The organism is Kosakonia sp. H02, from assembly GCA_030704225.1.
In the GTDB taxonomy this organism is placed as follows: Bacteria; Pseudomonadota; Gammaproteobacteria; order Enterobacterales; family Enterobacteriaceae; genus Kosakonia.
Genome location: CP131915.1, coordinates 1645953 through 1671947, shown reverse-complemented (window position 1 = coordinate 1671947; position 25995 = coordinate 1645953). Strand labels below are relative to the sequence as shown.

The 25995-nt window shown below is 56.3% G+C and carries 19 protein-coding genes; 9 read left to right on the top strand and 10 right to left on the bottom strand.

The annotated features are described in order from the left end of the window. Positions 1-69 precede the first annotated feature (69 nt). From gsiD to gsiA, 4 genes are read right to left on the bottom strand one after another with little or no spacing between them, the layout of a single operon-like run. A complete protein-coding gene (gene gsiD, locus Q5705_07960) occupies positions 70-981 on the bottom strand; it encodes a glutathione ABC transporter permease GsiD (GenBank protein ID WLI78460.1) in 912 nt (303 codons plus the stop codon). 2 nt (positions 982-983) lie between these two features. Further along, positions 984-1904 carry a glutathione ABC transporter permease GsiC gene (gsiC, locus tag Q5705_07955; GenBank protein WLI78459.1) on the bottom strand — a complete coding sequence of 307 codons (921 nt, stop codon included), beginning with the start codon at positions 1902-1904 and terminating at the stop codon, positions 984-986. Positions 1905-1953: 49 nt separating this feature from the next. After that, the gene (gene gsiB / locus Q5705_07950; protein ID WLI78458.1) at positions 1954-3492 is read right to left on the bottom strand and encodes a glutathione ABC transporter substrate-binding protein GsiB; all 1539 of its coding nucleotides are present in this window, start codon (positions 3490-3492) and stop codon (positions 1954-1956) included. 33 nt (positions 3493-3525) lie between these two features. Next, the gene (gene gsiA, locus Q5705_07945) at positions 3526-5397 is read right to left on the bottom strand and encodes a glutathione ABC transporter ATP-binding protein GsiA (protein WLI78457.1); all 1872 of its coding nucleotides are present in this window, start codon (positions 5395-5397) and stop codon (positions 3526-3528) included. Positions 5398-5567: 170 nt separating this feature from the next. Between gsiA and moeA the strand changes: the two genes are divergently transcribed. The 6 genes from moeA to Q5705_07915 all read left to right on the top strand — a co-directional run bounded on the left by moeA (position 5568) and on the right by Q5705_07915 (position 13469). After that, a complete protein-coding gene (moeA, locus tag Q5705_07940; protein WLI78456.1) occupies positions 5568-6800 on the top strand; it encodes a molybdopterin molybdotransferase MoeA in 1233 nt (410 codons plus the stop codon). A gap of 2 nt (positions 6801-6802) precedes the next feature. Next, positions 6803-7555: a molybdopterin-synthase adenylyltransferase MoeB gene (moeB, locus tag Q5705_07935; GenBank protein ID WLI78455.1), complete on the top strand. Its 753-nt coding sequence runs from the start codon at positions 6803-6805 to the stop codon at positions 7553-7555. A 117-nt stretch (positions 7556-7672) separates the two neighbouring features. Then, complete coding sequence (locus Q5705_07930) at positions 7673-8572, top strand: glycyl-radical enzyme activating protein (protein ID WLI78454.1); 900 nt, start codon at positions 7673-7675, stop codon at positions 8570-8572. Between the two features lie 4 nt (positions 8573-8576). Then, positions 8577-11009: a formate C-acetyltransferase/glycerol dehydratase family glycyl radical enzyme gene (locus Q5705_07925; protein WLI78453.1), complete on the top strand. Its 2433-nt coding sequence runs from the start codon at positions 8577-8579 to the stop codon at positions 11007-11009. A 235-nt stretch (positions 11010-11244) separates the two neighbouring features. Beyond that, on the top strand, positions 11245-12060 hold the full coding sequence (locus tag Q5705_07920) for a Cof-type HAD-IIB family hydrolase (protein ID WLI78452.1): 816 nt from the start codon (positions 11245-11247) through the stop codon (positions 12058-12060). A gap of 149 nt (positions 12061-12209) precedes the next feature. Further along, positions 12210-13469 carry a DUF1479 domain-containing protein gene (locus Q5705_07915; GenBank protein WLI78451.1) on the top strand — a complete coding sequence of 420 codons (1260 nt, stop codon included), beginning with the start codon at positions 12210-12212 and terminating at the stop codon, positions 13467-13469. Here the strand turns inward: Q5705_07915 and Q5705_07910 are convergent. Further along, a complete protein-coding gene (locus tag Q5705_07910; protein ID WLI78450.1) occupies positions 13466-14539 on the bottom strand; it encodes a LacI family DNA-binding transcriptional regulator in 1074 nt (357 codons plus the stop codon). The genes Q5705_07915 and Q5705_07910 overlap by 4 nt on opposite strands. 192 nt (positions 14540-14731) lie before the next feature. On the opposite strand from Q5705_07910, the gene Q5705_07905 reads away from it, so the two are divergent. Next, on the top strand, positions 14732-16033 hold the full coding sequence (locus tag Q5705_07905) for an MFS transporter (GenBank protein ID WLI78449.1): 1302 nt from the start codon (positions 14732-14734) through the stop codon (positions 16031-16033). 14 nt (positions 16034-16047) lie between these two features. Continuing rightward, positions 16048-18414 (top strand): glycoside hydrolase family 31 protein, encoded by a 2367-nt coding sequence (locus Q5705_07900; GenBank protein ID WLI78448.1) that lies wholly within the window; start codon positions 16048-16050, stop codon positions 18412-18414. Positions 18415-18445: 31 nt separating this feature from the next. Here the strand turns inward: Q5705_07900 and Q5705_07895 are convergent, their stop codons facing one another. After that, positions 18446-20038 (bottom strand): ABC-F family ATPase, encoded by a 1593-nt coding sequence (locus tag Q5705_07895; protein WLI78447.1) that lies wholly within the window; start codon positions 20036-20038, stop codon positions 18446-18448. 207 nt (positions 20039-20245) lie between these two features. Between Q5705_07895 and ldtB the strand changes: the two genes are divergently transcribed. Further along, positions 20246-21166: a L,D-transpeptidase gene (ldtB, locus tag Q5705_07890; GenBank protein ID WLI78446.1), complete on the top strand. Its 921-nt coding sequence runs from the start codon at positions 20246-20248 to the stop codon at positions 21164-21166. A 116-nt stretch (positions 21167-21282) separates the two neighbouring features. On the opposite strand, the gene Q5705_07885 is transcribed toward ldtB, so the two are convergent. The 4 genes from Q5705_07885 to Q5705_07870 form a co-directional block, all read right to left on the bottom strand. Beyond that, complete coding sequence (locus Q5705_07885) at positions 21283-21999, bottom strand: GntR family transcriptional regulator (protein WLI78445.1); 717 nt, start codon at positions 21997-21999, stop codon at positions 21283-21285. A gap of 16 nt (positions 22000-22015) precedes the next feature. After that, positions 22016-23335 carry a PTS transporter subunit EIIC gene (locus tag Q5705_07880; protein WLI78444.1) on the bottom strand — a complete coding sequence of 440 codons (1320 nt, stop codon included), beginning with the start codon at positions 23333-23335 and terminating at the stop codon, positions 22016-22018. A gap of 24 nt (positions 23336-23359) precedes the next feature. After that, on the bottom strand, positions 23360-24736 hold the full coding sequence (locus tag Q5705_07875) for a glycoside hydrolase family 1 protein (GenBank protein WLI78443.1): 1377 nt from the start codon (positions 24734-24736) through the stop codon (positions 23360-23362). A gap of 187 nt (positions 24737-24923) precedes the next feature. Continuing rightward, complete coding sequence (locus Q5705_07870) at positions 24924-25964, bottom strand: aldo/keto reductase (GenBank protein WLI78442.1); 1041 nt, start codon at positions 25962-25964, stop codon at positions 24924-24926. Positions 25965-25995 lie beyond the last annotated feature (31 nt).

Sequence of the window (25995 nt, the reverse complement as noted above, 5' to 3'; positions counted from 1 at the left end):
GCAGTGAACTCCGTAGGCCGGATAAGGCGGGTCGTCACCATCCGGCCTACGAATCCGGTTTACAAGTCATCAGCCTTTAATTTTTGGATCCAGCGCGTCGCGCAGGCCATCGCCCAACAGGTTAAACGCCAGCACCGTCAGGAAAATCGCCAGCGATGGAAACAGTGCCACATGGGGCGCAATCACCATATCGGCGCGCGCTTCGTTGAGCATTGCTCCCCACTCCGGCGTAGGCGGCTGCGCACCCAGGCCCAGGAAGGACAAACTGGCGGCAGAGATAATCGACGTGCCGATTCGCATAGTGAAATAGACCACAATCGACGACACAGTACCCGGCAAAATATGGTGGAACAAAATCACCGCATCGCTGGCACCAATGCTGCGCGCCGATTCAATAAACGTCTGCTGCTTCAGTACCAGCGTGTTACCGCGCACCAGGCGGGCAAAGGCAGGGACAGAAAAGACGGCGACGGCGATAATCACATTCGCCATGCCGCTGCCCATCACCGCGACGACAGCAATCGCCAGCAAAATGCCGGGGAAAGCAAACAGCACATCGCAAATGCGCATAATAATGCGGTCCCACCAGCCTTCGTAGTAACCCGCCAGCAGGCCGAGCACGGTACCAATGGCTGCGCCAATCAGCACCGCAAAGACCCCGGCGGCAAGAGAGATCTGCGCGCCGACCAGCACGCGGCTTAAGATATCGCGCCCCAGCGAATCGACACCAAACCAGTGCACCAGCGACGGCCCTTCGTTCAGCCGGTCATAATCGAAATAGTTCTCCGCATCAAACGGGGCAATCCACGGCGCAACGATCGCCAGCAGGATCAGCAGCAGCACAAACAGCCCGGCGGTCATTGCAATGGGCTGGCGACAAAATCGTCGCCAGAACTCATGCCACGGAGTGCGCACATGTCCCGGTTTAACCGCGGGCATGGCATTTAAAATCGCCTGTCGACGCCAGTTTAACAATCGCATCCTTACTTGTACCTGATAGCGGGATTAAGGGCGGCGTAAAGCACATCCACCACTAAGTTGATAAGAATAAATTCCAGCGAAAAGAGCAGCACTTCGGCCTGGATAACCGGGTAATCGCGCATTTCAACGGAATCCACCAGCAAACGGCCCAGCCCCGGCCAGTTAAAGACTTTCTCCACCACAATCGAGCCGCCAAGCAAAAAGCCAAATTGCAGCCCCATCATCGTCACCACCGGGATCATCGCATTGCGCAGACCATGCTTGAGGATCACCCAACGTTCGCTCACCCCCTTGGCGCGCGCGGTGCGCATATAATCTTCATTCAGCACTTCAACAAACGACGCGCGGGTAAAACGCGCCATTACCGCTGCCACGGCCGCACCGAGCGTCAATGACGGCAAAATGTAATGCCACCAGGTATCTGCACCCACGGTGGGCAACCAGCCAAGCTCCACGGAAAAGACCTGCATCAGCAGCATCCCCAGCGCAAAAGCCGGGAAAGAGAGCCCGGTAACCGCCAGCGCCATGCCGAGATGATCCGGCCAGCGGTTGCGCCACACGGCTGCGGCAATCCCCGCGCCCAGCCCGAACAGCATCGCCCAAATCATACTGGTGATGGTTAACAGCAGCGTCGGCATAAAACGGCTGGCTATCTCATCCACCACCGGGCGACGGGAGGCCATCGAGATGCCGAAGTCGCCCTGCACCACGTTTGAGATGTAATCCCAGAACTGCACCCACAGCGGCTGATCCAGCCCAAGCTGGCGGCGAACCAGCTCAATCACCTGTGCATCTGCCTCCGGCCCGGCAATCAGCCGCGCCGGATCCCCCGGAAGCAAATGCACAAACAGAAACACCATAATGGCCACAATCAACAGCGTGGGGATCAGGCCCAGCAGGCGTTTAATAATATAATTCAGCATGTTATCTTCCCTCACGCCGCCTCCCATCCTGCAAGGCGGAGTGAGTTATCTATTGCAAATCAGCGTTATCAAAACTAAACCCGGTGTCGGGCATGATGTAAAAACCGGTCAGCTTCTTGTTATGGGCTGAAACCAGTTTTTCCACCACCAGCGGTACCCACGGCGACTCCTGCCAGATGACATCCTGCGCGTGTTTGTACAAACGTGCTTTCTCATCTGTGCTGGTGGTTTTCAGCGCATCGGCGAAATCTTTATCCACCTGCGGGTTGCTGTAGAAGGCAGTATTGAACTGCGTTGGCGGCCAGTTCCAGGAAGCAAACAGCGGCGATAACGCCCAGTCCGCTTCGCCGGTAGAGGCCGACCAGCCGGTATAAAACATGCGCACACCGCTCTGCTGCTGCCCTTTTGCTTCCACTTCCGCCGCACGCTGCCCGGCATCCATCGCCGTGACCTGAACTTTTATCCCTACCTGCGCCAGTTGTTGTTGGGTGAACTGCAACACTTTCTGCGCGGTGCTGTGGTTATGGGATGACCATAGCGTGGTGCTGAAGCCCTGCGGGTAACCGGCCTCTTTCAGCAACTCGCGGGCTTTTGCCGGGTCGTAAGGCCAGGGTTTATACGCCTGCGCATAAGCAATCGACGGCGGAACGACGCCGGTGGCTGGCGTGGCGAAACCGGCAAAGGCCACTTTCACCAGCGCCGGGCGATTAATGGCGTAGTTAATCGCTTCGCGCACTTTCAGGTTATCGAACGGCTTTTGCGTCACGTTCATGCTGATGTAGCGCTGCATGATCGACAGGCTGGCGACCAGCTCCAGCTTGCTGTTTCTTTTCAGCACTTCCGCCTGCTCATACGGAATGGGAAACGCGAACTGCGCTTCGCCGGTTTGCAGCATGGCCGCACGGGTATTGTTGTCCACCACAGGGCGCCAGGTGATGGAATCGAGCTTGGGCAAGCCCGGCTGCCAGTACCCGGTAAACTTTTTCACCTTCACAAAATCGGTCTGGTTCCAGGCTTCGAGTGCGTACGGGCCGGTGCCGACCGGGTGAAAACCGATCTCTTTGCCATATTTTTGCAACGCCGCGGGCGAAATCATCGCCGTTGCCGGGTGCGCCAGAATATTGATAAACGCCGAGAACGGCTGTTTAAGGGTGATTTTTACCGTGCTGTCATCCACAACCTCGGTCTTGTCGATATTTTTATACAGGTTATAGCGTTTGAGGCTGTTTGCCGGGTTGCTGGCGCGATCGAGGTTCGCCTTTACCGCCGCGGCGTTAAAATCCGTCCCGTCCTGGAATTTCACCCCTTTGCGCAGCGTAATGGTGTACACCATCCCGTCGTCGGAAACGGTGTAACTCTCCGCCAGCACATTGACCAGCTTCATCTCTTTATCGAGGCCAAACAGCCCCTGATAGAAAGACTTTGCCACCGCCTGCGACAGCGTGTCGTTGGCGTCATAAGGATCAAGGGTAGTGAAATTGGATCCCACAGCGACAACCACGTCTTTCGCGGCGAAAGACGGAAGGGCGGTCAGCGCGAATATCACGCCTGCAACGGCCCGCCAGTGTCGGGAAACGATGTCTGTCATACTGCTCTCCTGAAGAACCCTGTCAGTAATCAATTAAAAACGGGATTGCGTGCTGCCCGGCGTCGTTCTGGCAACAAAGTGTCCCGGCCCCACGTTTTGCAACTGTACGCGTTGCATTGATTCGCCGCGTTTGCGGATATTGCTGGGCATATCGTCCGATAACAGCACCCGTTGCGCCGGCTGATGCGCCGGATCGGCGACCGGAACCGCCGACATCAGTTTGCGGGTGTAAGGATGTTGCGGGTTTTCAAATACCGCGCGTCTCGGGCCAATTTCAACAATTTGCCCCAGATACATCACTGCCACCCGGTGACTGATGCGCTCCACGACGGCCATATCATGGGAGATAAACAGAAAAGCGATCCCCATTTCACGCTGCAAATCGAGCAATAAGTTAATAATTTGCGCGCGAATAGAGACATCTAATGCCGAAACCGATTCATCGGCCACCACCACTCGCGGGTTTAGCGCCAGCGCGCGGGCAATACAGATGCGCTGGCGCTGCCCGCCGGAGAACTCATGCGGATAACGCCAGGCGTGCTCCGGCTTCAGCCCTACCCGCTCCAGCAGCCACTCCACGCGTTGGCGACCTTCGGCTTCACCCAACAGGTTATGTACGCGTAGCGGCTCGATTATTGAATCGCCCACCGTCTGGCGCGGGTCGAGCGACGCGTAGGGATCCTGAAAAATAAACTGAATATCGCGGCGGATAGGCTTCATCTTATGGTCGGATAAGGTATCGATCCGCTCACCATTAAAGGTAATCGACCCGCCCTGACTTTCCACCAGCCGCAGCAGCGCGCGCCCGGTGGTGGATTTACCGCTGCCGGATTCCCCCACCAGCGAAAGCGTTTCCCCGGGCCACAGATCGAAGCTAACGCCTTCTACCGCATGCACTTCTTTGGTCACGCGATTGAGAAGGCCGCCGCGCAGCGGAAAACGGGCGACCAGATCCCGCACCTGCAAAATCGGCTCGCCGGGCACCACGGTATCCTGCTCGGTTTCCGCTTCCTGAAGCTGAGGGTTTTTCGGCGAAATCAGCGGGAAGCGGCGCGGAAGGTTGCTGCCGTTCATCGCGCCAAGCTTCGGCACCGCCGCCAGCAGCGCTTTGGTGTAAGGATGTTGCGGGTCGCGAAAAACCCGCCCAACGCTGCCGGTTTCCACCGCTTCGCCCTGGTTCATCACCAGCACGCGATCGGCAATATCCGCCACCACGCCCATATCGTGGGTAATAAAAATAACCCCCATCGACATCTCTTTTTGCAGCACGGCGATCAGTTGCAGAATTTGCGCCTGAATAGTGACGTCCAGCGCGGTGGTGGGCTCGTCGGCAATCAGGACCGCCGGGCGACACGAGAGCGCCATGGCAATCATCACGCGCTGGCGCATGCCGCCGGAAAGTTGATGAGGAAAACTGGATAAAATGGACTGCGCTTCGGGAATGCGCACCAGATCGAGCATCCGCCGCGCTTCGGTCATCGCATCCTCGCGCCCCAGTTTTTGGTGCAGGCGAATCGACTCGGCAATTTGCTCACCGACCGGAAAGACCGGGTTTAGCGAGGTCATCGGCTCCTGGAAAATCATCGCGATATCCGCCCCGCGCACGCTGCGCATCTGCGAGGAGGAGAGCTTGTTCAGATCGACTTTCTGCCGGTTGCGACGCGTCAGGCACATATGATCGCAGCTTACTTCGCCGCCCGCCTGCTCAATCAAACGCAGCAAAGACAACGCGGTGACGGATTTCCCGGAGCCGGATTCCCCGACAATCGCCAGTGTTTCACCCCTTTTCAGGGTAAAAGAGAGGTTACGTACCACCGGGGTAAGCTGTTTATCATCGCTGAATGCAATATTCAGATGGCTGACGTCAAGGACCACGTCCGCCTCGGGTTCTAAGCCTTGCGACACCCCACTCTCCTTTTTCACAATCTCTGCCTGCGCTGAAGACGATTTCTGACTATAGAAAGTCGTTACAACGATGTAAAGCAATGTGATAACAATGAGCTAGATGCAAGTCGTGTTGAGCGCAGCCCTTTTCTGCCATAATGACCGCTTCACGCGTTGACTGGATATTAACTATGGAATCTACAAATGGTCTGATCTCCCTTGAGACGGCCCTGTCACAGATGCTGTCACGCATTTCACCGCTTACTGACCGCGAAACGCTGCCGCTGGTGGCCTGTTTTGGCCGCGTGGTCGCGCAGGATATTATTTCTCCGCTGAATGTGCCGGGTTTTGATAATTCGGCAATGGATGGTTACGCCGTCCGCCTTGCGGATATCAACAGCGGTAATCCGCTGCCGGTGGCGGGCAAAGCCTTTGCCGGACAGCCGTTCGATGGCGTCTGGCCCGCTGGCACCTGCGTGCGCATTATGACCGGCGCGCCGATCCCCGCCGGGTGCGATGCAGTGGTGATGCAAGAGCAGACTGAACAGACGGATACCGGCATCTGTTTTACCGCCGACGTGCGTGCCAACCAGAACATCCGCCGCGCAGGCGAAGATATCACCCAGGGCGCCAGCGTGTTCGCCGCCGGAACCAAACTGACCGCAGCCGAACTGCCGGTGCTGGCCTCGCTGGGCATTGCGCTCGTGGACGTGGTGCGTAAAGTGCGCGTGGCGCTCTTTTCCACCGGCGATGAATTGCAACTGCCGGGGCAACCGCTGGCGGACGGGCAAATTTACGATACCAATCGTTTGTCGGTGCATCTGATGCTGGCACAACTTGGTGTTGATGTGATTAACCTTGGCATCATCCCGGACGATCCGCAAAAACTGCGCGACACCTTTATTGCCGCCGACAGCCAGGCCGATGTGGTAATTAGCTCCGGCGGCGTCTCGGTTGGCGAAGCGGATTACACCAAAACCATTCTTGATGAGCTGGGCGAAATTGCTTTCTGGAAACTGGCTATCAAACCCGGCAAACCTTTTGCCTTCGGCAAGCTGAAAAATAGCTGGTTCTGCGGCCTGCCGGGTAACCCGGTTTCTGCCACCCTCACCTTTTACCAGTTGGTGCAGCCGCTGCTGGCGAAACTGAGCGGAAATACCAAAGACGTTACGCCGCTGCGTTTTCGCGCCCGCGTGGTGGGTCGCCTGAAAAAGTCGCCGGGTCGTCTTGATTTCCAGCGCGGCATTGTCAGCCGTGGCGAAGATGGCACGCTGGAGGTGCGCTCCACCGGGCATCAGGGCTCACACATTTTCAGTTCGTTTAGCCAGGGCAACTGCTTTGTGGTGCTGGAGCGCGAGCGCGGCAATGTAGGGGAAGGTGAATGGGTGGATGTGGAGATGTTTAACCATCTCTTCGGAGGCTAACGATGGTCGAAGAACTCAGCGACTCGGAGATGATGCGTTACAACCGGCAAATTATTTTGCGCGGGTTTGATTTTGACGGCCAGGAGCGGTTAAACGCCGCTCACGTGCTGGTGGTCGGCCTGGGCGGCCTGGGTTGCGCCGCCGCGCAATATCTGGCGGCAGCGGGTGCAGGCAATATGACTCTGCTTGATTTTGATGCTGTCGCCCTCTCAAACCTGCAACGCCAGACGCTGCACGGCGATGCCGATATCGGTAAAGCGAAAGTGGACTCCGCCCGCGAATCGCTGCTGCGCATTAACCCGAACGTGCAGTACACGGCTATCAATGCGCTGCTGGATGAAGAGGCGTTATTCGCGCAGATCGCCGCGCATGATGTAGTGCTGGATTGCACCGATAACGTCGCCATTCGTAATCAGCTCAACGTCGGCTGTTTTCAGCATAAAGTGCCGCTGGTGTCCGGGGCGGCAATCCGTATGGAGGGGCAGATCAGCGTCTTTACCTGGGCTGAAAATGCGCCGTGTTACCGCTGCCTGAGCCGCCTGTTTGGCGAAAATGCGCTGACCTGCGTGGAAGCGGGCGTGATGGCTCCACTGGTTGGGGTGATTGGTTCCTTGCAGGCGATGGAAGCCATTAAGGTTTTGACCCATTACGGCACGCCCGCGGCAGGCAAAATCGTGATGTACGATGCAATGACCTGCCAGTTTCGCGAAATGAAACTGCTGCGCAATCCTGATTGCGAGGTTTGCGGTAAGTAACCTCTGTCGGATGGTTGTTCGCCGCCATCCGGCACATCTTTTAAACCTCGATCCTCGTCACAACAACTTTCATTCGAAAGTACTTTAATCTCCATATGAAAAGTATGGAGATGATTCATGATTTTCAATATCCAGCGCTACTCCACGCATGATGGCCCCGGTATTCGCACGGTAGTGTTTCTGAAAGGTTGTTCACTGAGCTGCCGCTGGTGCCAGAACCCGGAAAGCCGCGCCCGCACGCGGGATCTGCTGTTTGACCCACGCCTTTGCCTGGCAGACTGCACGTTATGCCAGCACGCCGCGCCCGCGGTAATTGAACGCGCGCTGAACGGTTTGGTTATCCACCGCGAAAAACTCAACGACGAGGCACTTGATACCCTCACCGACTGTTGCCCGACCCAGGCTTTAAGCGTCTGCGGCGAAGTGAAATCCACAGAAGCGATCATGGCGACCGTACTGCGTGATAAACCGTTTTACGATCGCAGCGGCGGCGGTATGACCCTTTCCGGTGGCGAGCCGTTTATGAACCCGTGTTTGTCGCAAGAACTGTTGCAGGCCAGCCACCAGCAGGGCATTCATACGGCAGTGGAAACCTGCCTGCACGTGCCGTGGCGCTATATTGAGCCCTCCCTGCCGTTTGTGGATTTATTCCTTGCTGATTTAAAACACGTGGACGAAACGGCGTTTCATCACTGGACGGGAGGATCCGCAAAGCGCGTGCTTGATAACCTAAAACGCCTCGCCCAGGCCGGGAAAAAGATGATTATTCGCGTGCCGCTGATCCCCGGTTTTAACGCCGATGAAGCCTCCATTGAAGCCATCACCACCTTTGCCGCCGACGAACTGCACGTCAGCGACATCCACTTTCTGCCGTATCACACGCTGGGCATCAATAAATACCACCTGCTCGGCGAACCTTACACCGCCCCTGAAAAGCCGCTCGACGCGCCGCAACTGCTGGCGTTTGCAGAAGCTTTTGCCAGCCAGAAAGGGCTGACGGCGACATTACGAGGATAACGCCATGACCACACTGCAATTAACGACGCTGACTGAGCGCATCAAGGCGCACAAAACCGCGCTGGTGCACATTGTTAAACCGCCGGTCTGCACCGAGCGCGCCCTGCACTACACGCAGGTTTATCAGCAAAATATGGACAAACCGCTGCCGGTACGTCGCGCGCTGGCGCTGGCGCACCACCTGGCGCAGCGCACCATCTGGATCAAACATGACGAGTTGATTATCGGCAACCAGGCAAGCGAGGTTCGCGCCGCGCCGATCTTCCCGGAATACACGGTTTCATGGATTGAAAAAGAGATCGATGACCTGGCAGACCGCCCCGGCGCAGGCTTTGCGGTGAGCGATGAAAACAAGCGCGTGCTGCATGAGATTTGCCCGTGGTGGCGCGGGCAAACGGTGCAGGATCGCTGCTATGGCATGTTTACCGACGAGCAAAAAGCTCTGCTGGAAACCGGCATTATCAAAGCCGAAGGCAATATGACCTCCGGCGATGCGCACCTGGCCGTGAACTTCCCGCTGCTGCTGGAAAAGGGGCTTGATGGCCTGCGTGCGAAGGTCGATGAGCGCCGCGCACGCATCAACCTGACGGTGCTTGAGGATCTGCACGGCGAACAGTTCCTGAAAGCGATTGATATTGTGCTTAACGCCGTCAGCCTGCATATCGAATGCTTTGCCGAACTGGCACGCAACATGGCCGGGGAAGAGCCGCGCGAAAGCCGCCGCGACGAACTGCTAATGATGGCGGAAAACTGCCAGCTTATTGCCCATCAGCCGCCACAAACCTTCTGGCAGGCGCTGCAACTGTGCTACTTCATCCAGTTGATTTTGCAGATTGAATCCAACGGCCATTCCGTTTCGTTTGGCCGGATGGATCAGTACCTTTATCCGTTCTATCGTCGCGATGTCGAACTGCAACAATCCCTGCCACGCGAGCAGGCCATTGAACTGCTGCATAGCTGCTGGCTGAAATTGCTGGAAGTGAACAAAATCCGCTCCGGCTCGCACTCGAAAGCCTCGGCGGGCAGCCCGCTGTACCAGAACGTGACGATTGGCGGGCAGCAATTCCACAACGGCGAAGCGCGGGATGCGGTCAACCCGCTCTCTTACGCCATTCTTGAGTCCTGCGGCCGCCTGCGCTCCACCCAGCCAAACCTCAGCGTGCGCTACCACGCCGGAATGAGTAATGATTTTCTTGATGCCTGCGTGCAGGTGATCCGCTGCGGCTTTGGCATGCCTGCTTTTAATAACGATGAAATCGTGATCGCGGAATTTATCAAACTCGGCGTTGAACCCGCCGATGCTTATGACTACGCCGCCATCGGCTGTATTGAAACCGCCGTCGGCGGCAAATGGGGCTACCGCTGCACCGGCATGAGTTTTATCAACTTCGCCCGGGTAATGCTGGCGGCGCTGGAAGGCGGTCGCGATGCCACCAGCGGCAAAATTTTCCTGCCGCAAACGCAGGCGCTCTCAGCAGGCAATTTCGCCGCTTTCGACGAGATAGTGCAGGCCTGGGACGCGCAGATCCGTTATTACACGCGCAAATCCATTGAGATCGAATATGTCGTAGACACCATGCTGGAAGAGAACGTGCCGGATATTCTCTGCTCCGCACTGGTCGATGACTGCATCGAACGGGCGAAAAGTATCAAGCAGGGCGGCGCGAAATATGACTGGGTTTCCGGTTTGCAGGTGGGCATCGCCAATCTCGGCAACAGCCTGGCGGCAGTGAAAAAGCTGGTTTTCGATCAAGGCGCTATCGGCCAGCAGCAACTGGCAGACGCGCTGGCGGCAGATTTCGACGGTCTGACCCACGAACAACTACGCCAGCGGCTGATAAACAGCGCGCCGAAATATGGCAATGACGATGACAGCGTTGATGCCCTGCTGGTTCGCGCCTATCAAACCTATATCGATGAACTGAAGCAGTATCACAACCCGCGTTACGGCCGCGGGCCGATTGGCGGCAATTACTACGCCGGAACGTCATCGATTTCCGCAAACGTGCCGTTTGGTGCAGCAACCATGGCAACGCCGGACGGCCGTAAAGCCCACACGCCGCTGGCAGAAGGCGCAAGCCCGGCGTCCGGGACCGATCATTTAGGGCCAACGGCGGTCATTAACTCCGTCGGCAAATTGCCGGTCAGCGCGATCCTTGGCGGCGTGCTGCTTAATCAGAAGCTGAACCCGGCCACGCTTGAGCATGACGGCGATCGGCAGAAATTGATGGCGCTGCTGCGCACCTTTTTCGAGGTGCATAAGGGCTGGCATATTCAGTACAACATTGTCTCGCGCGAGACGCTGCTGGCGGCGAAACAGCACCCCGACCAGTACCGCGATTTGGTGGTGCGCGTCGCCGGGTATTCGGCGTTTTTCACCGCCCTGTCGCCGGATGCGCAGGACGATATCATTGCCCGCACGGAACATACGTTATGATTTTAAGGTTAGAAACCATTACGCTTTAACCAAGTATTTCGAATTGCAGGAAGGCGGCAAGGTGGCGCATCCCCGGGAGTTTACAAAAAGTAAATGACCGGGGTAAGCCACCGCAGCCAACACACCTGCGGCTCGAAAGACGACGGTTAAACTTTCATTCGAAATAAAATTTGTGCTTCTGGTCACATACTCTCTAGAATGTTCCTCGTCGCAGTTACATTCAGGAGCGCTATGTATGACCGTCAAAGTTATCGTCACTGATATGGACGGAACTTTCCTTGATGACGCCAAGCAGTACGATCGCACGCGATTTATGGCGCAATTCGAGCAACTTCAGAAACGTAATATTGAGTTCGTTGTCGCCAGCGGCAACCAGTATTACCAGTTGATTTCCTTCTTCCCGGAGCTTAAAGAAACCATCTCTTTCGTCGCCGAAAACGGCGCGCTGGTCTACGAGCACGGTCAACAACTGTTCCACGGGGAACTGACCCGCCACGAAGCGCAGGTGGTAATGGGTGAATTATTAAAAGATGGCGGCCTGAACTTTGTCGCGTGTGGTCTGGAGAGCGCGTATGTGAGCGAAAACGCCCCGGCGGAATTTGTCGAACTGATGTCGAAACACTATTACCGCTTAAAACCGGTGCGCGACTTCACGCAGATTAACGACACGCTGTTTAAGTTCTCCCTGAACCTGCCGGACAGCGATATCCCGCAGTTGATTGACGCCCTGCATGTCTCGCTGGACGGCATTATGAAACCGGTCACCAGCGGGTTTGGCTTTGTCGATTTGATTATTCCCGGCCTGCATAAAGCCAACGGCATTACGCGTCTGCTTAAGCGCTGGAAAATCTCGCCGCAGGAGTGCGTCACCATCGGTGACAGCGGTAATGACGCCGAAATGCTGCGCATGACTCATTATTCGTTTGCCATGGGCAACGCCGGTGAGGCGATCAAAGCCATTGCCCACCATCAAACCGATGACAACAACCATCACGGTGCGCTGAATGTGATTCAGGCCGTGCTGGATAACGTCGCCCCGTTCGACCATTGATCTTCTGCCGACGCGCTGGCGTCGGCCTCTCCCCTTCTTTTTTCCGCTTTGTGCAACTCATCAAGTTTTTAAACTTGCATTAACTTATTTTTAACTTAGATTATCATTTGCAAGCTTAATAACTTTCGAATGAAAGATGAGAGGCATCTATGACGTTTACCAGCGAGACGCTGCCCGCCGATCACAACGCGGCTATCCGGCAGATGAAACAGGCCTTGCGTGCACATATCGGCGATGTGCAACGCGTCTTTGACCAACTCAGCGAGCGAATCGCCACCCGCGTGGCAGAAATCAATGCGCTGAAAGCGCGCGGCGAATCCGTCTGGCCGCAACTGGCTTACAGCGATATTGCCGCAGGTCGCGTCACCGATGCACAGCGTGCGCTTATCAAGCAGCGCGGTTGCGCGGTGATCAAAGGCCACTTCCCGCGCGAACAGGCACTCGGCTGGGATCGATCAATGCTTGATTACCTCGACGAAAACCATTTCGACGAGGTTTATAAAGGCCCCGGCGACAGCTTTTTCGGCACGCTGGAAGCCTCGCGCCCGGAAATCTACCCGATTTACTGGTCGCAGGCGCAAATGCAGGCGCGCCAGAGCGACGAAATGGCGGCAGTACAGTCGTTCCTCAATCGCCTGTGGCGCTTTGAAAGCGAAGGCCGCCAGTGGTTCAACCCGGACGTGAGCGTGATTTACCCGGATCGCATCCGCCGCCGCCCGCCGGGCACCACTTCAAAAGGGTTAGGCGCGCATACGGATTCCGGCGCGCTGGAGCGCTGGCTCCTGCCCGCTTATCAGCGCGTCTTTGCCAATGTGTTTAACGGCAAGCTTGATGAGTACGATCCGTGGGACGCCGCGCACCGCACCGAAGTGGAAGAGTACACGGTGGACAACACCACCAAATGCTCCGTGTTCCGTACTTTCCAGGGCTGGACAGCGCTGTCGGATATGATCCCCGGCCAGGGTTTGCTGCATGTCGTGCCGATCCCGGAAGCGATGGCGTACATCCTGCTGCGCCCGCTGCTGGATGATGTGCCGGAAGATGAACTGTGCGGCGTTGCGCCCGGTCGCGTACTGCCGGTTTCGGAGAAGTGGCATCCGCTGCTGATTGAGGCGCTGACCAGCATTCCGGCGCTGGAGGCCGGGGATTCGGTGTGGTGGCACTGCGATGTGATCCACTCGGTGGCACCGGTGGAGAACCAACAAGGCTGGGGCAATGTGATGTATATTCCCGCCGCGCCGCTGTGCGAGAAAAACCTCGCCTACGCCCGCAAAGTGAAAGTGGCGCTGGAGCAAGGCGCATCGCCGGGGGATTTCCCACGGGAAAACTACGAAAGCGACTGGTCAGGCCGCTTTACGCTAAACGATCTCAATATCCACGGCAAACGCGCGCTCGGCATCGAGGTTTAAGCGTCGTAGAGCCCTTCGCGCGCAACGGCGGTGCGTTGCTGTCCCGGACGTATCCGCCGTACCGATTCGCGCACTGCAAGCTGGCCGTTCAGCAGTAACGATCCGACGGTGGCCTGCGGGCGAATCAGCCGCTGCTGCAACAGATGCACCGCTTCAACGCCCAGTTCATCGCGCGGGACATGCACCGCGGTTAACGGCACATCCTGAATGGCCGCCAGATTAAACGCATCGATACTCATCACCGACACATCCTGCGGCACGCGCAGGCCGCGCTGTTGCAGGGCGCGCACGGTGCCTTCAGCCATAAAATCCCCGCCCACCAGAAAGGCGGTCGGCGGCGTTTTATGCGCCGGATCGTCAAGCCACTCCGCCACCCGCTGTTCCGCCTCTTTGGCGCTAAAACTTGGCACGGTTATCAAATCCCGCTTGCTGTTAAAGCGCAGGTTATGCTGCTGCCAGGCCGCTTTTATCCCCGCCAGGCGCAAATCCATGGTGTAGCGGCGCAGACACATTACCGTCACCACATCGCGATGGCCCATATCGAAGAGATAACTGGCGGCAAACTCGCCAATGGTGCGGTGATCCGGCGCGATTGACGGTAAACGCATACGCCCGTCGCGGCAGTTAATTAACACGCAGGGTTTGCCGAGATCGGCGGCCAGTTCATGAATATGCGCATCGTCAATGCCGAGCAGAATGGCGGCCTGGGTTTCCGACGCGTTCATGCGGGCGAGAAATTCATTGGCGTCGCTGTCCAGCTCCTCCAGCGCACAGAAACGCAGCCGCACATCGTGGGGCTCCAGCGCTTTGCTAATGCTCTGGATCACGCGGTAATAGAAGATATCGGAACGCTCATCGAAGGCGCGCTGCGGCGCGAATACAATCAGGTTATTGAGCAGTAAGCGCCCGGCGGCGATGCCCTCCATCACGCCAAGTTCGCGGGCGCAGGCCAGCACGGCGGCGCGGGCTTTTTCACTGGTGTTGGCTTTTCCCGCCAGCACGCGGGAAACGGTGCTGGTCGACAGGTCAGTTCGCCGGGCAATTTCGCTGATTTTGAGCTTTTTATCCATTCTGTGATCTTGCTCCGTTTGTGAAATGGGAAAATTTTCATGAACCGAAAAGGCTGTCATCAATGGGCTGATAATGAGTTTGGCGCATCTTTTGCACTATTGATGAGAATCCTTGCACAAAATCCGCTTTAGCCGCCGTTTTTTCTCCCGCAGGTTAAATCACCCCTACAAAAACGCGATGCGGAGAAAAAAATGAGCCAGAGCATTAACCAGGATGTGGCGGCAACCAGCAGCCGACGGATCGTCAAAAAATTACGCTGGTGGATGTTGGTGCTGTTTTTATTTGGCGTGACGGTGAACTACATCACCCGGAACTCGCTGGGTATTCTGGCACCGGAACTGAAAAGCAGCCTCGGCATTACCACCGAGCAATATTCGTGGATTGTCGGCGCGTTCCAACTGGCGTATACGATTTTCCAGCCGCTGTGTGGCTGGCTGATCGATGTGATTGGCCTGAAAATCGGCTTTATGGTGTGCGCCATTATCTGGGCGCTGGCCTGTATTTTTCACGCCGGGGCGGGCACCTGGCTGCACCTGGCGATTTTGCGTTTCACCATGGGTGCCTCGGAAGCGGCCGCGACGCCTGCGAACGCCAAAACCATTGGCGAATGGTTCCCGAAATCAGAACGTCCGGTGGCTGCCGGTTGGGCGGGAGTTGGTTTCTCGATTGGCGCGATGCTCGCGCCGCCGATTATCTACTTCGCGCATGCCTCGTTTGGCTGGCAGGGCGCGTTTATGTTTACCGGCGTACTGGCGCTGCTGTGGGTGATTTTGTGGTGGGCGTTTTATCACAACCCGGAAAAACACCCGAACCTGAGCCACGAAGAACTGGCCTTTATCCAGCAGGATAACGAACCGCCTGCGGTGAAACTCCCCTTCCTGACCGCGCTCAAAACCGTGTCGAAAAACAAGCGTTTTTACGGTATCGCCATTCCCGCTTTTATGGCTGAACCGGCGTGGGCGGTGCTGAGCTTTTGGGTGCCGCTCTATCTGGCAAAAGAGCACGGCATGGATCTGAAACAGATTGCGATGTTCGCCTGGCTGCCGTTCCTTGCCGCCGATCTCGGCAGTATCGCCAGTGGTTATCTGACCAAACTCTATACCCGCTGGTTTGGCTGCACCCGCGTTAACTCGGTGGTCGCCAGTTCGGTCACCGGCGCGTTTCTGATGATTTCGCTCGCTATCGTCGCCATTACGCGCGATCCGTACATCACCATTGTGCTGATTTCGATTGGCGGCTTCGGCCATCAGATAATCTCCTGCATGTTAAGCGCGCTAGTCGTTGAGTCGTTCGATAAAGGCCAGATGGCGACGGTGAATGGCATGCGCGGTTCGGCGGCGTGGATCGCAAGCTTCCTCTTTTCCCTGTTAATTGGCGTGACCGCCGACAAGATTGGTTTCAACCCGCTGTTTATTGCCATGGGTTTCTTTGACCTGATTGGCGCTCTGTTCCTGGTGGCATTTATTGCTGAACGTCGCGCAAAACGCGCCTGATTGTGGAAGTTGCTATGAAAACCCTGAAGAACTGGACGTTACAAAAACAGACCGCTCACCATATTGAACTGCGGGTGGACGGGCAACATACGCTGTGCCTGTATGTGCTGGAAGAGAACCTGTTCCGCGTGCTGCTCAAACGCAAAGGCGAGCTGGCACTGGACAGAACATGGAGCATTGCACCCGCCGATGATGTGCCGTGGGAAGGTCGCCCGCGTGAAGATTTATCCGGTTTTACCCTGCCGGAATGGTCCCTGAGCCAGCAGCAGGAGACGCTGACGGTGCAAAGCAAAAAGCTGCGCGTGACCGTGCATCAACCGCTGTGGCTGGAGTGGCATTACCGCGATGACGCCGGTGAGTGGCAGTGGCTGGCAAGCGATCGCCCGACCAGCGCCTATTTGATTAACGCTCACGGCGACGGCGTGGCGCACTATCTCAGCCGTAAAAAAGAGGAGCGCTTTTACGGCCTCGGCGAGAAAGCGGGCAACCTGCAACGCACCGGCCAGCGCTATGAAATGCGCAACCTTGATGCGATGGGCTATAACGCGGTGAGCACCGATCCGCTGTACAAGCATATTCCGTTTACCCTCACCCACCGCGATGACATCAGTTACGGCCTGTTTTACGACAATCTCAGCAGTTGCTGGCTGGATCTGGGTAACGAGATCGATAACTACCACACCGCCTATCGCCGCTGGCAGGCGGAAGCAGGCGATATCGATTACTACATATTCACCGGCAAGCAAGCGCTGGATGTCACCAAAGCGTTTGTGCGCCTGACGGGGAAAACGCTGTTCGGGCCGAAATGGAGCCTCGGCTACAGCGGTTCGACCATGCACTACACCGATGCGCCGGATGCGCAAAACCAGTTGATGAATTTTATTCGCCTGTGCGAGGAGCACGCGATCCCCTGCGATTCGTTCCAGCTCTCTTCCGGCTACACCTCAATTAACGGCAAACGCTACGTCTTTAACTGGAATGACGACAAAGTGCCGCAGCCGAAGGTGATGAGCCAGGCGTTTCACGATGCCGGGCTGAAGCTGGCGGCGAATATCAAACCGTGCCTGTTGCAGGATCACCCGCGCTACAACGAGGTGGCGGAAAAAGGCTTGTTTATTCGTGATTCGCAGACCGATGCGCCGGAACGCTCCAGTTTCTGGGATGACGAAGGGTCGAATCTTGATTTCACCAACCCGCAGACCATTGCCTGGTGGCAGGAAGGCGTGACCACGCAACTGCTGGAGATGGGAATTGATTCCACGTGGAATGACAATAACGAGTTTGAAGTGTGGGACGGCGAAGCGCGCTGCGCGGGGTTTGGCCGGGAGATTGCCATTAAACATATTCGCCCGGTGATGCCGCTTCTGATGATGCGCGCCTCGCTGGAAGCCCAGCAACGTTTCGCGCCGCAAAAACGCCCGTACCTGATTTCCCGCTCCGGCTGCGCCGGGATGCAGCGCTATGTGCAGACCTGGAGCGGCGATAACCGCACCAACTGGGATACGCTGCGCTATAACACACGCATGGGCCTCGGCATGAGTTTGTCCGGCTTGTATAACGTCGGGCACGATGTCGGCGGTTTTTCCGGCGATAAACCCGATGCGGAGCTGTTTGTGCGCTGGGTACAAAACGGCGTGATGCATCCGCGTTTTACCATTCACTCGTGGAATGACGATCACACGGTGAATGAACCGTGGATGTACCCGGCGGTAACGCCCGCGATCCGCAGCGCCATTGAGTTGCGCTACCGCCTGCTGCCCTATCTCTATACGCTGTTGTGGCAAGCCCATGCCGATGATGAGCCGATGTTGCGCCCCACGTTCCTCGATCACGAGCACGATGCGCAGACCTTTGAGGAGTGCGACGATTTCCTGCTCGGGCGCGATATTCTGGTCGCAAGCGTCGTGGAACCCGGCCAGCGCGAGCGCCGCGTCTGGCTGCCTGCCAATGAGACCGGCTGGTACGATTTTTATAGCGGGGCCTGGTACGCGCCCGGTCAATGGGTCACGCTGGCTGCCCCGCTGGAAACACTGCCGCTGCTGGTGCGCGCAGGCGCGGGTTTGCCGTTAAGCGAGCGCATCCGCCATGTGGATGCCAAAGCGGATACGAGCCGTGAATTGCAGTTGTTCCCGGTGAAAGGCACGGGGCGCTCCAGCGGCTTGTTGTTTGAGGATGACGGCGAGACCTGGGGTTATAAAGACGGCAATGCGCTGTGGCTGGAGTGGGAAATGGTGTGCGACGGCGAGACGATTGATGTGCAGGTCAACGCACGTGGCGATTATCGCCCGGCGTGGAAAGCATTGAAAATGACGCTGCCCGCAGGCGAAAAACGCCGGTTATTGATCAATGGCGTTGCGGCGACAGAGTGGATGTTTGCGTAAAAAATGGCCGGAATATCCGGCCATTTTCTTATCACACAATACCTTGGCTACGCAGATAATCTTCATAATTTCCGCTGAAATCAACGACGCGCTGCGGCGTAATCTCAATCACACGGGTTGCCAGCGAGCTAACAAACTCACGGTCGTGGGAGACGAAAACCAGCGTGCCCTGGTACATCTCCAGCGCCATGTTCAGGGATTCGATCGATTCCATATCCAGGTGGTTGGTCGGTTCGTCCATGATGAGGATATTGGGTTTTTCCATCATCAACTTACCGAACAGCATACGGCCCTTCTCACCGCCGGAGAGCACCTTCGCCGGTTTCTTGATATCGTCCTGGCTGAACAGTAAACGCCCGAGAATGCTGCGCACCGCCTGCTCGTCGTCGCCTTCCTGTTTCCACTGGCTCATCCAGTCGAACACCGTCAGATCGTTATCAAATTCCGCAGCGTGATCCTGCGCGTAATAGCCAATGCGCGCGTTTTCCGACCATTTCACCGTGCCGTTATCCGGCGTCAGTTCGCCCACCAGGGTTTTCAGCAGCGTCGATTTACCCACGCCGTTGGTGCCGAGGACGGCGACTTTCTCGCCCACTTCCAGCAGCAGATTGAAGTTTTTAAACAGCGGACCGTTATCAAACCCTTTGGTCAGTTGCTCCACTTCCAGCGCATTACGGAACAGTTTCTTATCCTGCTCGAAGCGGATAAACGGGTTCTGACGGCTGGAGGCTTTCACTTCGTCCAGTTTGATCTTATCGATCTGGCGGGCGCGAGACGTTGCCTGGCGGGATTTCGAGGCGTTAGCGCTAAAGCGGCTGACGAAGGATTGCAGTTCAGCGATCTGCGCTTTCTTCTTGGCGTTATCGGCCAGCAGACGCTCGCGCGCCTGGGTTGCGGCGGTCATGTATTCGTCGTAGTTACCCGGGTAAACACGCAGCTCGCCGTAGTCGAGATCCGCCATATGGGTGCAGACCATGTTCAGGAAGTGACGGTCGTGCGAAATGATGATCATGGTGCTGTCACGATCGTTGAGCACCTGTTCCAGCCAGCGAATGGTATCGATGTCCAGGTTGTTGGTCGGTTCATCGAGCAGCAGGATGTCCGGGTTGGCAAACAGCGCCTGCGCCAGCAGCACACGCAGCTTCCAGCCGGGTGCCACTTCGCTCATCGGGCCGTAATGTTGCTCAACCGGAATACCGACGCCGAGCAGCAGTTCACCCGCGCGCGCTTCGGAGGAGTAGCCATCCATTTCGCCGTAGAGCACTTCGAGATCGGCCACTTTGTAGCCGTCTTCTTCACTCATTTCCGCGAGACTATAAATACGGTCGCGTTCCTGTTTCACGTCCCACAGTTCCGCGTGGCCCATGATCACCGTGTCGAGCACGCTGAACTCTTCAAAGGCGAACTGATCCTGGCGCAGCTTACCGATGCGCTCATTCGGATCGAGAGAGACGTTACCCAGCGACGGTTCTAAATCGCCGCCGAGGATCTTCATAAAGGTGGATTTACCGCTCCCGTTCGCGCCGATCAGGCCGTAACGGTTGCCGCCGCCAAATTTGACGGAAATGTTTTCGAACAGCGGCTTACTGCCGAACTGCATGGTGACGTTGCTGGTGACTAACACGGCGATATCCTGAAATATGTGACAAACGCCATATTATGCCACAATTCCGAATTAGATTCCTGCCCGCTGTCTGGCCGCTAAACTGCACACAAAGGGAAAAAAGTGTGATTTCGTAAACATCCGAATTCCCTGGACGGTGGAATGCACATATAATGCGCTTCCTGCATTCTCAACCCAACGGCCAGTGTGGCAATAATCTCGCACAACATGAATATGAAATTAAAAACTCTTTTCGCGGCGGCCTTTGCTGTCGTGGGATTTTGCAATAGCGCGTCTGCTGTTACTTATCCGCTGCCGACCGATGGCAGCCGTTTGATTGGTCAGAACCAGGTCGTGACCATTCCTGAAGGCAACACCCAGCCTCTGGAATATTTCGCGGCTGAATACCAGATGGGTCTGTCCAACATGATGGAAGCAAATCCGGGCATTGACGCCTATCTGCCGAAAGGCGGCACAGTGATGAACATTCCACAGCAGTTGATCCTGCCGGACACCGTTCATGAAGGGATTGTGATTAACAGTGCGGAGATGCGCCTCTACTACTATCCGAAAGGCACCAACACCGTGATTGTGTTGCCGATCGGTATTGGCCAGTTGGGTAAAGATACCCCGATTGCCTGGACCACCAAAGTTGAACGTAAGAAAGCCGGCCCGACCTGGACGCCGACGGCCAAAATGCATGCGGAGTATGTGGCGATGGGCCAACCGCTGCCAGCCGTGGTTCCGGCAGGCCCGGATAACCCGATGGGTCTGTACGCGCTCTATATTGGTCGCCTGTACGCCATCCACGGGACTAACGCCAACTTCGGTATCGGCCTGCGCGTAAGCCACGGCTGCGTGCGTCTGCGTAATGACGACATCAAATTCCTGTTCGAGAATGTGCCGGTCGGCACGCGCGTGCAGTTTATTGATGAGCCGGTAAAAGCCACCACCGAGCCGGATGGCAGCCGTTACATTGAAGTGCATAACCCGCTCTCCACCACGGAAGCGCAGTTCACCGGCGGCGAAATCGTGCCAATCGCACTGACCAAAGCGGTGCAAACGGTGACGAATCAGTCAGATGTGGATTCGAACGTGGTTGATCAAGCTATCCAGAACCGTTCCGGGATGCCGGTGCGTTTGAACTAATCTGTGGTTTGATTGCCCGGTGGCGCTGCGCTTACCGGGCCTACAAAACCCGTAGGCCGGCTAAGGCATCAGCCGCCATCCGGCAGAAAAAAGCGGAGACAATGCTCCGCTTTTTTTTATCCGTTATTGACCACAATAATCCCGCCGTGATCGTAGCGGTAATGACAATGGGCGTACTCCAGCGGCGTGCCATCTTCCAGATAAATCACCTGCTCCACTTCCAGCACCGGATCGGTTTCTTCGCAGTTAAGATACTGCTTATCTTCGTCCCAGGGTTTCAGCGCGCGGACAATGCGGTACGAGCCCATAATCTTTAACGCCAGTTCTTCCTGCACATAGCGAAACACCGAGCTTTCCAGATGTGTGCGGTTTAACCCCGGCACCAGGTTTACCGGCATCAGCGTAAACTCCAGCGACACCGGCTCCCCTTCCAGCAAACGCAGACGAATAAAGTCATACACCGGCTCGTCCGGGCCAACCAGCAGCGACGCCTGCTCCTTTTCCGTGGCAAAACGCAGCTCAAAACGGATGATTTTACTGGTGACTTCACCGACATTTTCCCAGGTTTTGGTCGCGCCGTAATAGTCGCTCCCGGGCAGATCCCAGCGCGACAGTTGCAGGAAGTTTTTGCGAATAAACGTTCCCTGCCCCTGGCGGGTATAGACCAGCCCTTCGACAATTAGCTGACGCATCGCCTGTTGAATGGTCATGCGGCTGGTATTGAACTCCGCCGCCAGCGCAAACTGGTCCGGCAACGGCGCGCTGGCAGCATACTGCTGGCTGAGGATGCGCCGTTTAATTTCCCGCGCAATGGTAATGTATTTTGCCGCCATGACCCGTCCCGGTAATTTAGTCTATCCCATTGTTTCTTAAGGCCACTCTCTCGGCAATTTTGAGGAAAGGCAGGTAGAAGAATACACCAAAGATGATGATTATCAACTGAACCACCACCGCTCGCCAGTCGCCCGCTGTAGCCAGCCAGGCGCTTAAAATCGGCGGTGTTGTCCACGGGATCATTACTACGCAGCGCGCCATCCAGCCCATGGTGGTACAAAACCAGGCAAACAGGATGCCAAGCGCGGGTAACAGCACAAAGGGGATCATCAGCGGCAGGTTAAAGACAATCGGCAGGCCGAAAATCACCGGTTCGTTGATATTGAATAACCCCGGCGAAATGGCGAGCCGAGCCACCTGTTTCGCCGATTGCTGTCTGGCAAAAATGAAGATCGCAATCAGTAAGGAAATGGTGCTCCCCGTACCGCCAATCATGCCGAACGTCGGCACAAAAATATTGTTGATGATATGAGGGATCGGCTGCCCGTTAGCAAACGCCAGCATGTTTTCATTGGTGTTAATAAGCAGTAGCGGCTCAAGGATCACGCCATTGACCACGGTCTGGTGAATACCGAGCGTAAACAGGAAGTTGCCGAAGCTGTAGATAAACAGCGTGCCCGGCAGGCTGGTGTTGATCTGGCGCAGCGGCTGCTGGATAAGCGTGGTGATCAGGTGGATCAAATCCGTGTGCAGCAGGTTCGCCAGCAGCGCGGCAACAATGGCAAATAACGAGAGCGTAATGATGGTGGGGATCAGCGCCGAAAAGGATTTCCCCACCGCCGACGGCACGTTGTCCCCCAGCGAAATGGAGAACCGCTTCACGCTGGAAACACGAATAAACAGCTCGGTCGAGAGCAGGCCGATAATCACCCCGGCGAAAATCCCCGTCGAACCGATATTAATAAACGACAACATCTGGCCGACGGTGACTGCGGTTTTGCCGCCCACCGGCACCACATCTAGCTGCATTGGCATCATGATAATAAAACTGGAGAGCGCAATGACCACCGCCGACACCGGGTTATCGAAATTCTTATTGCGCGCCAGCGACCAGGCGGTCATCGGCGCAATCAATAATGCGGCGATATTCAGCGTGCCGTTAATTACCGCTTCGCCCCAGACTTTAAAGCGCGCCAGTGTTTCCCCCTCAAACACCCAGGGGAAGATAACGTTATTGATCAGCACTGCCAGCCCGGCGAGGATAAAAATCGGCATCACGGCGGCGAAGGCATCGCGAAGCGATCGCAGATGCACCTGGTTCGCCAGACGGGCGGAGAACTCAACGAACTTATCGACGAATGACTGCATATTCGGCGTGATTTTAGATTCCGACATTACGCTGCCCTCTCACTTAATGCGTTACATATCGCGCCCGTTGCTGCGGATCACCTGTTGCAGCCAGCGGTAGCTCTTTTTCGGTACGCGCTTCATATCTTTCAGATCGTGGTTTTCCCGGTTGACATACACCACGCCGTAGCGTTTGCGCATATCACCCTGCGAACTGAGAATGTCGATAAGCCCCCAGCCGAGATAGCCCATCACCTGTGCGCCGTCCTCAAAGATGGCGTCCTGCATCGCCTGGATATGATCGCGGTGGTAAGCAATGCGGTACTCATCATCAACCGGGTTCACGCCGTCCCACTCTTCAATCACGCCGATGCCGTTTTCAATCGGGAACACCGGCAAGCGCCAGTCGTTGTAGTAGCGGGTAATGATGGCGCGAAAACCGAGGGGATCGATTTGCCAGCCCCATTCCGTGGCGTCGAGATACGGGTTGGCTTTATCGCCCTGTTGCAGGTAGTAATTGACTGGCGTGTCCGGTGAGATGGCATCGCTGTCCAGAGTTTTACTGGCGTAGTAGCTGAAGGCCATAAAATCGTTTTTCACCCGCGCGATTTGCGCTAAATCGTCGTCGCGGTAGATATCGCGAAAGCCTTCCCGATCCACCACCGCCAACACTTCCGGGCTGTATCCTTCGCCAGCATAAACCCGCAGCAGGTTCTGGTTGAGGAATTCGTCATATTGCGTGGCGCAGAAGACATCACGCGGTTTGCAGGTCGCCGGGTAAATCAGTTGATGCGCCAGCATGCCGCCCATCAGTTTGCCGGGCTGGGTGTCGTGCAGGTAGTGCGTGAGCAGCACGTGCGCCATCATCACGTGGTGTTGAATCTGGTATAACTCGCGCAGGGTTTTCTCGCCTTTCAGATAGCCGCCCACCTGAAACGCGCCGGGCATGTGGTAAATATTCTGCTCGTTGAAGGTGAGCCAGTACTTCACCTTTTTACCGAAGCAGTCGATCATCTTTTTGCCGTAGCGCACAAAGGCATCCTGTACGCGCCGGTCGGCGAAACCGTTGTACTGCTCAGCCAGCGCCAGCGGCATATCGAAATGGTACAGGCAGACCATCGGTTCAATCCCACGCGCCAGCAGATCGTCAATAAAGCGGTCGTAAAAGGCGATGCCCTCTTCGTTGAACTCGCCGTCGCCCTGCGGGCAAACGCGGCTCCAGGCAATCTGGAAGCGGTAGCAGTTCATGCCCAGGTCCTGCATCAAATCGAAATCTTCGTGGTAACGGTAGTAAGAATCGGTGGCGACTTTCCAGTCGGAGGCAAATTCGCTGGCTTCGCGGATATCGTAGACCGACATCCCTTTTCCGCCCTCGTTCCATGCGCCTTCGGTCTGCATGCTGGAAACGGAGTTTCCCCATAAAAAGCCGGTCGGTAAGGTTTTGCTCATCGCGCTTTCTCCATGACTAGTCATTTCGTGTATATGACTAGTCATATAGCGAATGGCGAAAAAACAGGCAAAGAGAGGAGCGCAGTTTTGTGACGGTTTTCGAAAGATTTTGCCGGATGGAATAAAAAAATGCCGGATGGCGCTCAAACGCTCATCCGGCCTGTGGAAGGTTGTGGAAGGGGTTAAATTACTGCTGTTTCAACTGATTATGGCGATACTCGCCCTGGCGTTCTAACATCCAGCCGGGGTATTCGCGCGGCAACGCGCTGACGGCATCAAGCTGTTGCAGCTCGTCATCGCTCAATTGAATTGCCGTGGCGGCAATGTTGTCGTCCAGTTGTTCCGGGCGTTTCGCGCCGATAATGACGCTGGTGACCACCTGCTGATGCAGCAGCCAGGCCAGCGCGATTTGCGCCACCGAAACCCCTTTGCTGTCAGCGATAGTGCGCATTACATCCACGCAGTCAAAGGCGCGATCTTTGTTCACCGGTGGGAAATCAAACTCCAGTCGGCGACCACCTGCTTCTGCCTGGCCGTCACGACCATATTTCCCGCTCAGCAAACCGCCCGCCAGTGGGCTCCAGACCATCAGACCGACATTTTCACTCTGCATCATCGGCACCAGTTCGCGCTCCAGATCGCGCCCGGCGATGGTGTAATACGCCTGCAACGAGGCAAACCGCGCCAGTCCAAGGCGTTCAGAAATGCCCAGCGCTTTGGCAATCTGCCATGCTGCCCAGTTGGAGACGCCGATATAACGCACATGACCGTGCTGTACGAGGTTATCCAGCGCGTAGAGCATCTCTTCCATCGGCGTGGCCGGGTCAAAACCATGCAGTTGATAGAGATCGATATGATCCAGTTGCAGGCGCTTCAGGCTCTCTTTCACGCTGTTCATAATGTGATAACGCGAACTGCCGCGCGAGTTCACCCCGGCGGTGCCGGTTTCACCAAACACTTTGGTGGCGACGATGACATCTTCACGCGGTACATTGAGGTTTTTTAAGGCCTGGCCGGTTATCTCTTCCGAACGACCGCCGGAATAGACGTTGGCGGTGTCGATAAAGTTAATGCCTGCATCAAGAGCGCTGCCGACCAGTTGCTCCGCCTGTGCCTGTTGCAGTTGACCGATTTTGCCCCACATGCCTTCCTGACCGCCGAAAGTCATGGTACCGAGGCACAGTTCAGAAACAAACAGTCCGGTATTGCCGAGTTTTTTGTAGCGCATTGTGGCGTCTCCTCATCTGTTTAGTTGACGC